Annotated in this window: 12 protein-coding genes; 6 read left to right on the forward strand and 6 right to left on the reverse strand. The window is 74.7% G+C overall.

Annotated features, from left to right (window positions below; genetic code table 11):
- Positions 1-7 precede the first annotated feature (7 nt).
- Positions 8-571, reverse strand: coding sequence for an RBBP9/YdeN family alpha/beta hydrolase (locus tag ACH4PY_RS07350; protein WP_398176919.1), 564 nt, complete (start codon positions 569-571; stop codon positions 8-10).
- A 118-nt stretch (positions 572-689) separates the two neighbouring features.
- On the opposite strand from ACH4PY_RS07350, the gene ACH4PY_RS07355 reads away from it, so the two are divergent.
- From ACH4PY_RS07355 to ACH4PY_RS07380, 6 genes are all read left to right on the forward strand, one after another.
- Entirely contained in the window at positions 690-1,181 is a 492-nt protein-coding gene (locus ACH4PY_RS07355; RefSeq protein ID WP_398176921.1) for an Lrp/AsnC family transcriptional regulator, read from the forward strand.
- A 217-nt stretch (positions 1,182-1,398) separates the two neighbouring features.
- Positions 1,399-2,133, forward strand: a complete 735-nt coding sequence (locus ACH4PY_RS07360; RefSeq protein WP_398176923.1) for a class I SAM-dependent methyltransferase — start codon at positions 1,399-1,401, stop codon at positions 2,131-2,133.
- Between the two features lie 121 nt (positions 2,134-2,254).
- A complete protein-coding gene (locus ACH4PY_RS07365) occupies positions 2,255-3,262 on the forward strand; it encodes an ABC transporter ATP-binding protein (RefSeq protein ID WP_398176925.1) in 1,008 nt (335 codons plus the stop codon).
- Positions 3,263-3,278: 16 nt separating this feature from the next.
- The gene (locus ACH4PY_RS07370; protein WP_398176927.1) at positions 3,279-4,040 is read left to right on the forward strand and encodes an ABC transporter permease; all 762 of its coding nucleotides are present in this window, start codon (positions 3,279-3,281) and stop codon (positions 4,038-4,040) included.
- Complete coding sequence (locus ACH4PY_RS07375) at positions 4,037-4,855, forward strand: ABC transporter permease (RefSeq protein WP_398176929.1); 819 nt, start codon at positions 4,037-4,039, stop codon at positions 4,853-4,855. Before ACH4PY_RS07370 ends, ACH4PY_RS07375 begins: the two co-directional genes overlap by 4 nt.
- A gap of 126 nt (positions 4,856-4,981) precedes the next feature.
- A complete protein-coding gene (locus ACH4PY_RS07380; protein ID WP_398176931.1) occupies positions 4,982-6,322 on the forward strand; it encodes a condensation domain-containing protein in 1,341 nt (446 codons plus the stop codon).
- A 484-nt stretch (positions 6,323-6,806) separates the two neighbouring features.
- Here the strand turns inward: ACH4PY_RS07380 and ACH4PY_RS07385 are convergent, their stop codons facing one another.
- From ACH4PY_RS07385 to ACH4PY_RS07405, 5 genes are all read right to left on the reverse strand, one after another.
- On the reverse strand, positions 6,807-7,871 hold the full coding sequence (locus ACH4PY_RS07385; protein WP_398176933.1) for an HD domain-containing protein: 1,065 nt from the start codon (positions 7,869-7,871) through the stop codon (positions 6,807-6,809).
- 144 nt (positions 7,872-8,015) lie between these two features.
- Positions 8,016-10,028, reverse strand: coding sequence for a PEP/pyruvate-binding domain-containing protein (locus tag ACH4PY_RS07390; RefSeq protein WP_398176935.1), 2,013 nt, complete (start codon positions 10,026-10,028; stop codon positions 8,016-8,018).
- A gap of 3 nt (positions 10,029-10,031) precedes the next feature.
- Entirely contained in the window at positions 10,032-10,943 is a 912-nt protein-coding gene (locus tag ACH4PY_RS07395) for an FkbM family methyltransferase (RefSeq protein ID WP_398176937.1), read from the reverse strand.
- Positions 10,940-11,203, reverse strand: a complete 264-nt coding sequence (locus ACH4PY_RS07400) for a PqqD family protein (RefSeq protein WP_398176939.1) — start codon at positions 11,201-11,203, stop codon at positions 10,940-10,942. Before ACH4PY_RS07400 ends, ACH4PY_RS07395 begins: the two co-directional genes overlap by 4 nt.
- On the reverse strand, positions 11,200-12,099 hold the full coding sequence (locus tag ACH4PY_RS07405; RefSeq protein ID WP_398176941.1) for a hypothetical protein: 900 nt from the start codon (positions 12,097-12,099) through the stop codon (positions 11,200-11,202). The genes ACH4PY_RS07400 and ACH4PY_RS07405 overlap by 4 nt, the downstream gene beginning before the upstream one ends.
- Positions 12,100-12,125: the final 26 nt, after the last annotated feature.

Below are 12,125 nucleotides of genomic sequence, written 5' to 3' on the forward strand. Positions count from 1 at the left end.
TCCGCTCTCACCCCGCGTCCGCGGTGAGCGCGGCCAGCAGCGCGCGCCCGGCGGGCCAGTCGCCCAGGCCGCTCGCGGAGTTGAGATGCCCGTGCGCGCCCCCGGACTCCCACCGCGCCCCCCACCCCCGTGCCAACCCGGCCGACACCCCCGGATCGCAGTACGGGTCGTCCTCACCGGCCACCACCACCGCGGGGCACGGCAGCGTCCGCGCGGCCAGCCCGGCGAACGACGGCGCCGCCGCCCGCGGGAAGGCCGGCCCCCGCGGGTCGGGCGGCGCGACGAGGAAGGCCGCCACACCGGCCGGCCGTACCTCCGCCAGCCAGCACGCCGCCGCCCAGCACCCCAGGCTGTGCGCCACGAGCACCACGGGTTCCGCCGCCCCGCCCGCCGCCCCGCCCACCGCCTCGTAACCGGCCTGCACCGCCCGCACCCAGTCCGCCAGCTCCGGCGCGGTCCACGACCCCGGCGCGATGCGCACGGCCGCGCCGTCCCACTCCTGCTGCCACCGGCTCTGCCAGTGCAGCTCGTCGGAACCGTCGATTCCTGGGATGACCACATATGCGACCATCGCCTATCGCCTCCTCTTCTGCGCCCGCTCCACGTGCGCGGGACTGCCGACTGCGGCCGATTGTCGATGGGCGAAATCGACCATGGGGGCGGCGCAAGCGATCGATAGGAAAGTGGACGTGACAACGAGGGAATCGCTCGACGCTATCGATAGCGCGATCATCAGCCTGCTCCAGACCGACGGCAGGCTCACCGGCGCCGAGGTCGGCCGCCGCGTCGGCCTCTCCCAGCCGGCCGCCGCCGCGCGCATCCAGCGGCTGGAGCGCAGCGGCGTCATCACCGGCTACCGCGCCGTGGTCGCCCCCGCCGCGCTCGGCCTGGCCATCCACGCCGTCGTGCGCCTGCGCACCACCCACGCCCGCCTCGCCCAGGCCCTCGCGCTGGCCGAGGCGACCTCCGAGGTCGTCTCCACCCTCCGCCTGACCGGCGAGGACTGCCTCCTGCTCGACATCCACTGCACCCACGCCGAGCGCCTGGAGGAGATCGTCGACACCCTGGCCCGCCACGGCGCGGTGACCACCTCCCTGGTCCTGCGCAGCTACCCGCCCAAGCCCCTCCCTGTCCGGCACCCGCCCGAAGCGGCCGACCCGGGCCCGTTGACGGCCCCGTGAGGGGGTGTCACACTAATCACATGGCGAAGCCATGCCCTCATCCAGGTGAGGGCATCCGGTTCTGATCCGGACCCTCCCACGACGGGTGACCGAGTGGTCGAGGGGCGCCGTACGGCCACCGTACGGCCGCCGCCGTGAATCGCCACTTCCCCGAGGCCCTGCCGCGCGCGACGCCCGCGCGAGCCCGCGGCCGCCGTTCGCGCACCCTGGAGCAGCCGTGTTGCCGACCGCGTACGCGTCCCTCTTCATGGATCCGGAACTGAACCACAGCTCCGGCTACTTCACGGACGACTCCACCCCCCTTCCCGAGGCCCAGCGTGCCAAGAACAGGGCCGTGCTGGAGCGCTGCCGCCTCGAACCGTCCCTGCGCCTGCTGGACATCGGCTGCGGCTGGGGCGCCGCCGCCCGCCTGGCCGCCGAGGAGTACGGGGCCCGGGTCGTCGGGCTCACCATCGAGCCCGAGCAGCTCGCCTACGCCGCCCTCCGCGAGGACGAGGCGGGGCCCGGCCGGCCGCGCGTCGACTTCCGGCTCCAGCGGTGGGAGGAGTTCACCGAGCCGGTGGACCGGATCATCTGCGTCAACGCGTTCGAGAACTTCACCGACCGGGAGTCGTTCTTCCCGCACTGCCGTTCGCTGCTCCCGGCCGGGGGCGTCATGGTCGTGCTCACGGTGACGGCGGACCGGAAGGCCTTCCGCGTCATCTCGAAGGAGGCGTTCGTGGAGAGTGCCGGGAAGGCCGGCTTCGAGGTCACCGTCTCGGACTCGCTGGCCCCGCACTACGTGCGCACCCTCGACCACTACGGGCGCAACCTCCGGGCGCGGTGGGACGAGGCGGTCGCCGTCAGGGGCGAGGAGTGGGCGGCCAGGGACCTGAAGTTCTACACGGAGTGCGCCGGATACCTCCGACGGGGGCTCAACGACATGTTCGAGTTCACCCTCGTCGCCAGGTGAGCGGGCAGCCCGCCGCCACTGCCCCGCCGCCACTGCCCCGCCGCAACGCCACCGCCGCACCGCCACCCCCGCTGCCGCACCGCCCGCAGCCACGCCGCACCCGAACCGCGAAGGGCGATCGATGGAAACCGAGGCGTCCCCCCGGCCCCCGCGCACCGGGAGCCCACCTGCCCCGTTCGTGCGGGCCGCCGGTCTGACGAAGACCTACCCGGCCCGGCGCGGGCAGCAGGAGTTCCGGGCCGTCGACGGCATCGACTTCGAGGTGCGGGCCGGGGAGGTCTTCGGCTTCCTCGGCCCGAACGGGGCCGGGAAGTCCACGACCATGCGGATGATCGGCGCGATCTCCCCGCGCACCTCCGGCAGCCTCACCGTCCTCGGCATGGACCCGGACACCCACGGCTCCGCGATCCGCGCACGGCTCGGCGTGGTGCCGCAGGACGACGCGCTCGACCGGGAGCTGACCGTACGGGAGAACCTCTTCATCTACGGCCGCTACTTCGACCTGTCCCGCTCCGCCATCCGCGACCGCAGCGCCGAACTGCTCGACTTCGCCCAGCTCGGCGACAAGGCGGACAGCCCGGTCGAGTCGCTCTCCGGCGGTATGCGCCGACGGCTCACGATCGCCCGGTCCCTCGTCAACAGGCCCAGCATGGTCCTGCTCGACGAGCCCACGACCGGCCTCGACCCCCAGGCGCGGCACGTGCTGTGGGACCGCCTCTACCGGCTCAAGCAGGACGGTGTGACCCTCCTGCTGACCACCCACTACATGGACGAGGCCGAGCAGCTGTGCGACCGGCTCATGGTCGTCGACCACGGCGGCATCGTCGCCCAGGGCTCGCCGGGCGCGCTGATGGCCGAGCACGTCACCCGTGAGGTGCTCGAAGTGCGCTTCCCGCTGGACACCGCCGGGGCCGCGGCGACCGCGCTGCGCGCCTCACCGATGGCGCGGGCGGCCGGCGGCGGGCGGGTGGAGGTGCTGCCGGACCGCGTGCTGGTCTACACCGACGACGGCGAGGCGGCGCTCGCCGCCGTCCACTCCCTCGGCCTCGTCCCGCTGACCGCGCTGGTGCGCCGGTCGACCCTCGAGGACGTCTTCCTCACGCTGACCGGCCGTTCGCTCGTCGACTGAAGGGCCGGGAAACCGCATGCTCCGCTTCTTCGGCTATCTCTTCCTGCGCTACCGGAGGACCTGGCGCGGCTCCTTCTTCGTCAGCGTCCTCAACCCCGTGCTCTTCCTCGTCGGTATCGGCGCGGGGCTCGGCCACCTCGTCGACCGGCACGCGCCCGCGCAGCTGGCGGGCGCGGGCTACGCCGCGTTCTTCGCGCCCGGCATGCTCGCCGCCGCCACGATGCAGACCGCCTACCTGGAGGCCTCCTGGTCGGTGACCCGGGCGGCCTTCCCCGGCGGGGCGTACCAGGACGCCGCCCCCACACCGCTCGATCCGGAGGAGGTGATGTCCGGTCACATGCTCTACGTGCTCTTCCGGGTCGTCAGCTCCAGTGCCGCGTTCGTGTGCGTCATGGCCGCCGCGGACCTGGTGAGCGTGGCGCGGGCGGCCGGGGTGCTGGCCGCGGCCACCCTCACCGGCGTCGCCTTCGCCACTCCCACGGCCGCCTGGGCGGTGGGGGTGCGTGTCCAGCGGCGCACCAACACCGTGTTCCGCATGGTGATCATGCCCATGTACATGTTCTCCGGCAGCTTCTTCGCCCTGGACCAGCTGCCCGGCCCCGTCCGGGTCGCGGTCGAGGCGCTGCCGCTGGCGCAGGGCGTCGAACTGTGCCGCTCGCTCGCCCTCGGTACCGCGGGCGCGCTCGCCACCGCCGGGCACGCCGCCTACCTGTGCGTGCTCGCCGGAGCCGGCTACGTGATCGCCCGTACGACCTACCGCCGGAGGCTGCACGCATGACGACGATGTCACCGGCGGCGTCCGGGGCCGCCCCGGCGGCGCCGCCCGACGCGTGGAAGTGGCGCCGGGCGGCGGCGCTGGTCGAGCGCAACCTGATGGTCTACCGGCGCTCGGTCACCCCGCTCGCCTTCGGCCTGGTCGAGCCGATCATGTACCTGCTGACGATCGGCTTCGGGGTCGGCGGGCTGGTGGGCACCGTCCCGGGCGTCGACGTGCGCTACCCGGCGTACGTCGCCCCCGCGATCCTCGCCACCACCGCGATGAACACGGCCTTCAACCAGACCAGCCGTGAGGTCTTCGCCCGGATCACCTTCGAGCGGACCTACCAGGCGATCGTGCCGACGCCGCTGTCCCCGGCGGACATCGCGATCGGCGAGATCGCCGGCGCGCTGATCAACGGCCTGCTCACCTCGGTGGGGTTCCTCGCGGCCGCCGCGCTCCTCGGTCTGGCGGTGTCGCCCGGGATCCTGCTGGCGATTCCCTCGGCGGCCGTCGTCGGCTACGCCTTCGCCGCGTGCGGCCTGGCCGTGACCACCTTCGTGCGGGACTACCCCGACTTCCAGTACGTGCAGCTGTTCATGCTGCCGATGTACCTGTTCGCGACGACGTTCTACCCGCTGTCCACCTACCCGCGCCGGCTCCAGCCGGTCATCGAGGTGCTGCCGCTCTACCAGGGCATCGTCCTCGTCCGCGATCCCGCGCTCGGTTCCTGGCAGGCGGGCCCGATCCTCGTCGCCACCGTCTACCTGCTGTGCCTGGGCGCCCTGGCCACGGCCGTCGCGACGCGCCGGCTGCACCGCAAGCTGCACGTGTGACCGCGACGCCAGATCCCCGAAGGGAGCCATGCCATGTGCTGCGGTGCGCCGAGCCCGTGCCAGGAGGAGTCCGCGGAGCTGCCGTTCACCTGGACCGGCTCCCGGCCGGGTCCCCGGTCGGGCCCCATGACATGGCCGCAGCTGGCGATATGGGCCGTCGTCAGGTGGGAGGGGGAGAACGCCTTCCGCCGCAACGTGGTGCGCACCTGGACCTTCGACGAGGGCGTCGACCACGAGCGTGCCGTCGGCGCGTTCCGCGCCCTGGTCGACCACTTCGAGACGCTGCGCACCGTCTTCGCCGCCGAGGGTCCGCCGCGGCAGCGGCTCCTGGAGTCCGGCGCGGTCCCCGTGACGCTGCACCGCACCACCTCCGCCGGGCTGGACGGGTGCGCCGCCGTGCTGGCCGACCGGCTCAGGAGACCGTCGTTCGACCTCGCGGCCGACGTGCCGGTCCGGCTGGGGATGTCCATGGCCGGCGGGCGCGTGTTCCGGGTCGTCGTCGCGGTCTCCCACGTCGCCGTCGACGAGATGAGCGTGCAGATCCTGGAGGAGGCCTACCGCTCGCTGGTGGCGCGGGGGGAGGACGCCCTCCGGGACTTCCACGGCGTGAGCGAGCAGCCCCTCGACCGGGCGCGTTTCGAGCACTCCCGGGCCGGGGAGCGCGCCCGCACCCGCACCCTCGGCTACTGGCGCAAGGCCTTCTCCGAGGTCCCCGTCGGCATGCTCACCGGCGGGAGCGAGGCCGGCGCCCGGGCGGAGCGGGCCCGGCTCAGGTCGTACGAGGCGGCGCGGGCGATCAGCGAGCTGACCCGGCGTACCGGCGCGAACTCGACCGCGATCCTCCTCGGCGCCTACGCGGTGGCGGTCGCGGGAAGCCTGGACGTGGCCGAGGTGGCCGTCCGGACCCTGGTGGCGACGCGGAAGCGGTCGGTCGCGCGCCGGTCCGTCGCCGCCCTGAACCTCAACGGGCTCTTCCGGCTGTCCCTGGCGCCCGGCACGACCGTCGGCGACTACTTCCGATCGGCGCAGGACGCCGCCCACAAGGCGGTGGTCTACAGCGAGACCGACCCCGCCGAACTGGACCGCGAACTGGACGTGATCGCGGCCCGCCGCGGCGTCCGCGCCCAGCAGTACCTCTACTTCAACGACATGAGCCGCGGCCAGTTCCGTTGGCAGGACGACACCGGCACCGGCGACGGGCGTCCCGCGGGACCGCGGGACGAGGCGACGGTCGTCCGGACGGTCGACGACAGCACACCGGACCGGGAGTCGAAGCTGCTGCTCGACGTCTACGGCGTCGAGCCCGCGCTGAACATCTGCCTCTACATCGACCGGCGCTCGGTGCCGGTGAGCGCGGTCTCGTTCCTGAGGGCGGTGGAGCGGTTCGTCGTCGAGTCGTCCCGTCGCCCCTCGTCGCCCCTGGCGGAAGCCGCCCGGTCGGCGGCACGGGAACTCGACGCGATCTGAGGCCCCCGCGCCGTCCGGCCGCGCCCCGCGCCCCCGAGGGGCTCACCTGCCCGACAGCCTGCACCGTGCCGCTGCGCAACACCCTGGCGCCGGACGGCGACACCCCCGTCGGTCCGACGTCCCGGGACGGCATCCGGGAGATCCACCGGGAGCTGTGCGACCGCTTCCCGCCGGGAGACCCGGCGCGGACAGGAACGGGGGATCCATGGCCGTGGAGATCGCACGCCGCTTCCTCGTCACCGGCGACGGCCGGCAGCAGGAGGCCACCGGCAGCTCGACGACCGTGCAGGCTTCCTGTCGCCGGCCCCCGAACGCATCGTCCGGGTCCGCCTCGCCGACGACAGGTACGCGAACTCCGCGCTCGTACGCGCCCCGTACACCGCGTGGGCGGCTCACCCGGGCGGCGAGTGACGCCGTGGGGCGGGCCGGTCCGTGGCGTACGCGTCCGGGCCGCCGCCCGGATGAGCGGGACGGCCCGGCGGGGTCAGCGCCCGGGCGCTGCGGCGCGCCGGTCCGGTACGGCGTCCGCCGCGCCGTCCTCCCACCAGACGCGGTACCGCGTGGGCAGCCGCCGCAGGAGGGCGATCCGCTCCGCGAGCACGGGGGCCGCCTCCTCCACCGGCCGGCCGCCGACGAGCGGGGCGGCGGTGTAGATCTTCCGCAGGGAGAACTCCCAGGCGCCGTCCGGCGCGTCCCGGCCGTCCGCCGTGGCGCCCACGAGGTGCGGGGCACCGCGGAGCAGGGCCGCCTCGGCGGCGGTACCCGGTTCTGCCGCCAGCGCCGCCCACAGCTCGTCGTCGGTCAGCCGGGCGGTGCGCTCCGCGCCGGGGCCGTCGGCGGACAGCAGCCGGCGCACCACCCGCTGGAGTACGGCGGTCGGGGCGACGTTGTCCCACGAGGTGTGCAGCAGCGCCTCGTCGCGGACCATGGTGACCAGGGCCTCCGCGACGTCCCGGTCGCCGCTCACGGCGAAGCCCTCCAGCCGCACCCGGCCGAGCAGTTCGGCGGGGTCCACCGGCAGCCGCGCGCCGCAGCGGGCGCTGCGCACGTAGGAGTCCAGGTGGTCCAGGCCCAGCAGCCCGGACGGCGGCGCGAGCACTCCCGGCTCGCGCCGGTCGAGCAGCCCGGCCACGTCCGGGGGTGCGACGCCGTGCCGCTCCAGCACGTCGGCGAGCGGCGCGGTGCCGAGCAGCCGGGCCCCGATCGTGTGGTGGTCCCACCCGCCCAGGCCCTCCAGGCTGTGGCTGAACGGCAGGTGGCCGACGTCGTGCAGCAGCGCCGCGGCACGCAGCAGCCGGTCGTCCGGCCGGAAGTGCGCCGCCAGCGCGAGGACTCCGAGCGAGTGCTCCAGCCGCGTGTAGGACTGCAGCGTGGTGATCGAGGACGCGCCCCCGTGCGCGACGAGGTGCAGGCGCCGTACGGGCGCGGAGCGCAGCAGCTCGGTCTCCAGCGGGCTCAGCCGGACCGTGACGCCCCACAGCGGATCGGTGAAGCGCTCCCCGCGCCCGCCGACGCTCGTCGGGACCGGGCGCAGCGCTGACGTCGGCAAGGTCTCCATCGTGGGTACGACTGTGCCGACGGTCCTGACCGGCTGTCAAACCGCGTGCCCGGCGGGGGAGCCGGGCACGCCGGGCGTGCCGCCGTGCCCGTCCGGCCGCGCTCCGGCACGCGCTCCGGCCCGCGCGGGGCGCGGCTACCCGGCGGGGGCGGGCGACACGCTCCCGTCCCGTACGACCACGGTCGTGCCGTCCTCGATCCCGGTGAGATCGCCCTGGAGGACCGCGGGGATCCGCTGCGCGCGCAGGGTGATCGCGAGATGGCTCAGCTGGGAGCCGGTCTCGAAGACGAACCCGGCGGCCCAGGGCAGCAGCAGCGCGAGTTCGATGCGCGGGCGGTCGGCGACGACGATCCACGAGCGCTCGGGGAGCCACGGCCGCGCACCGCGGAACCGTGCGAGCACCGGGAGGTCGTACGCGGCGCCGTTGACGGCGTCTGCACTGATCGCGTAGCCGTTGGAGAGGTCCGCCGGGAGGTCGTCCGGCCCGACCCGGACGACCGTTCCCGTCGCCCGGCCCTCTGAGAGCACCGCCGTCGACGGCTCCAGCGGATCGTTCTCGAACGAGGCGTCGGCCAGCCACGCCCTGCCGTCCCAGATCCACCACTCGGGCCGGATGCCCGGCCGCGCCGACTCCAGGGCGCGCGTCCAGCGGGCGAGCCGCTGCGCCAGCCCGGCCGGGAGGGCGTCGGCGACCCGCCCGTAGGGGCCGCGGGCGATGCGGTTCTCCTCCGGGACCAGCCGCTCGACGGCCGTCTGCAGCGCCCTGGTCTCCCGGACCACCCGCCCGGCGGCGTCCAGCACCACCCCGCTGGCCTCGCTCGCTCCGGAACGCAGCCCCTGCAGCGCGCCCATGACGTACTCGACGGTGACCGCGCCGTCCGGGGACGCCGCCGTGACGGCCGCCAGCTCGCTCGGGACGGCGTCGCGCAGGTGCACCGTGAGCTGCCCGTCGGGGTGCGCGTCGGCCAGCTCCGTGAGAAGGCCGGGCAGCCCGGTGACCGGCCTGACGAGCGCCCTGATGTTCGTGCTCACGTCGAGCTGGACGAACGGGGACTCGAACGGCACGCTCCGCCCGGCCCGCCGGGCCGCGTCCAGCCCGCCGCGGTTGTAGTGCAGCCAGAACCAGGCCGGCACCGGGATGTCCAGCTCGCGCGCCAGCCGCCGCAGACCGAGCTTCTTGGTGCGGTAGGAGGCGGCGATGCCCGAGCAGTGGCCGAGCGGGAACCCCTCGTCCCCCTCGCCCACGGCCGCCAGCCGGAACGCCGGTGCGGCGGGCCGCGGACGGCGCGCCGCCCGGCCGGTGAACGCCGGCCGCGCCTGCACCAGGTGGACGGACCCGTCGGGGCCGGCCGCCCACTCGATGTCCTGCGGTTCCCCGGCCCACTCGTGCACCCGGCGCGCCAGGACGGCGGCGCGCAGGGCCAGTTCCTCCGGGAGCCCGCCCTCGCACTGCTCCACACGGGTGCCGGCGGACGTGCGGACCGCGAGGGCGCGGGCGGCGTCCCGCGCCCCGTCCGCCACCCCGCCCCGTTCCGGCGCGGCCTCCACCACGACCACGGAGTCGATGCCGGTGGTCGGGTCGGCGCTGAAGGCCACGCCCGACCACGGGCCGTCCACCTGGCTCTGGACGATCACGCTCATCCGCGCCCGGGACAGGTCGCGGACCGCGCCGTCCACCGCGTCCGAGCTGTCGTTGAAACGCAGCAGGGCGCGCGGCCCGTACAGCGACGCCCAGCAGCGCCGCACGCCCGCCATCAGGGCGTCGAGGTCCATGAGGTCCGGCACCGACTCGTAGGCACCGGCGAGGTCCGGGCCGTCGGCGTCCTCCAGGCTGCCGGAGGACCGGGCGATCCAGGGAGGCGCGACGCCCGCCCGGGCCACCGCGTCCGCGACCGACCGCACCACCTCGTCCGGGACGTGCAGCTCCAGGATCCCCTCGGCCACCCGCCGCGCCCGCCCCAGGACGTCGAGCTTGTTCACGAAGCCCTGGCGGTAGTGCGCGAAGGCCGCGGACAGCTCGGGGCAGGCGCGGACGAGGCCTTCGAGGACGTCCGCGGGAATGACCGTGAAGGCCGGCACCGGGAAGCCCGCCGCGGACAGGGCGGCCAGCCGCCCGGCCTTGGCCCCGTGTTCCGCCGTACGCACCATGTCTCAGTTCTCCTTGGGCTCTCGGTGGAGCGGATCCACGGCGGAGACCGCCTCGGCGGCCGCGACGATGCGCTCGGGCGACCGGTCGAGAAGCAGGTAGCGGATGTCGTGCCACGAGCGCCGCAGGTTCCGGCGCACGCTCGAGAGGAGCACCGGGGTCAGCGCGACGTCGTCGTAGAGGGCGGCGTGAAAGCCGTAGCCCTCCAGCCGGCGCAGCAACCGGTCCGGATCCCCGCCGCTGTTGGCGATCCCCTCGGGCCAGAGCTCGAACCACACCGTCACCGCGTCCCGGGCGAGCAGGTCGGCGGCCCCGTCCAGGACGCGGCCCTCCGCGCCCTCCACGTCGATCTTGAGCAGGATCGGCGGGCCGTCGTCCAGCAGGTCCGCGGCGAAGGCGTCGAGGGTGCGGGTCGGCACGTCCACCGCGGCACCGGTCGCCGGGACGTTCGAGAAGGCGAACGAGTGCCTGCCGAGGTTGCTCCGGCTCAGGTAGAGCGCCTGGGTGCCCGACCGGTCCGACAGCGCGCAGGCCCATGTCTCGATGTTGCCGTAGCCGCTCGCGGTGACGTTGCGGCGCAGCACGCGGAAGTTGACCGGCTCCGGCTCGAAGGCGTGGACGACACCGGCGGGCCCGATGTGCCGGGCGGCGAGCAGGCTGAAGTACCCGACGTTCGCCCCCGCGTCGAGCACCCGCATCCCCGGCGCGAACAGCGTCCGCAGCAGCGCGGTCTCCTGGGGCTCGTACACGCCCTCGGTGAACAGCGTGCCGTCGGTGCTGCGGTCCCCCTCGACGACCGCCAGCGGCCCGACGGCGGTGGGCAGCGGCGCGGTCACCCCGTGGCGCACACCGGTGAGGCCGGTGAGGCCGGTGATCGCCGGCTCCGGCGGGACCTGCACGCCCTCGTCACCGCTCATATGACGAACCCGAGGTCGCGCAGCCCGGCGACGAACGCCTCGACGTCCGCGCGGGCCCTGGCCCCGTCCACGCCGTAGCGCCGCGCGACCACGGCCGACAGCTCGTCCAGCGCCATCTGCCCTCCGCACTGCGACCAGATGAAGGCGCCCACCCGGTTCGTCTCGTAGACGTCCAGGTAGCCCTCGATGAGGGTGGCGTCCCCCTCCCGGCGGGTGTAAGCGCCCGCGGAACGGAGCGGCCGCCATCGTGCACCGGTCATAACCTCTCCTCGATCATGAGAATGAGCCGCTGTGCCGCGCTCACCGTGCGCCGCGCCCACGCGGCCGGATCGCGCGCGCAGTCCGCCATGAGCAGGACCTCGCGGGCCTCCCCCGCCCCGACCTCGGCGGGGGAGGCCGACAGCAGCCTGCGCAGGAGCCACTTGTGCGAGGACGAGAAGTCCGCGTGGAGGGCCAGGACCATCTCCAGGCCCGCGACATAGCCCTCGCGGGCGGCCAGCGCGGCCGCGTCGGGGTCGCCGGAGATGAGCAGCCCGCTCGCGTCCTCGAGCGCGCCCTCGGCGTGGACCTTCCTGTTCCGCGCGAGCCACTGCCCGTAGCCGGAGGCCAGCACCGCCTGCCGCCGCGCGTCCCACCAGGCGTGCCCGGTGACGGCCACCCCGGTGGTCAGACGGTAGAGCAGGTCGCGCTCCCCGCGCCGCACGGTCACCCTGCCCGGCGGCGGCCGCGGGGTGAACCGCCGGATGAGCTCGTCCACCTGCCCCTCGCCCCACAGCTCGATGTCCGCGCGGAACTGCCCGATCTCGCCGAGCGCGACAGGCGCCACGGCGTCCTCGGCGAACGCCCGGTCCTCCAGGAGGCCCGCGGGCCCGGACGCGGCCGCGCCCCCGTCCGCCGAGACGACGTACAGATCCAGGTCGCTGTGCGCGTGACCCCACCCCAGGGTGAGCGATCCGCTCACGAACACGCAGGTGGAGCCCGCGAACTGCGGGTACGCCGCGAAGATCTCCTCCGCGGACGGCACGTTCCCCGGCAGCATCCGCAGCGCCCGCAGGCGGTCCCGCGAATCGCCGGTCGCCTCCCGCCCGCTGCCGTGGCGCAGGGTCAGGGACGGCGGCTCGTAGGCGCGCCCGCCCGGCGTCGTGTCCTCGGTCATCGGCACCCTGTCACTCCCGGTTCGGC

This window comes from Streptomyces sp. NPDC021224, assembly GCF_044332905.1.
Classification (GTDB): Bacteria; Actinomycetota; Actinomycetes; order Streptomycetales; family Streptomycetaceae; genus Actinacidiphila.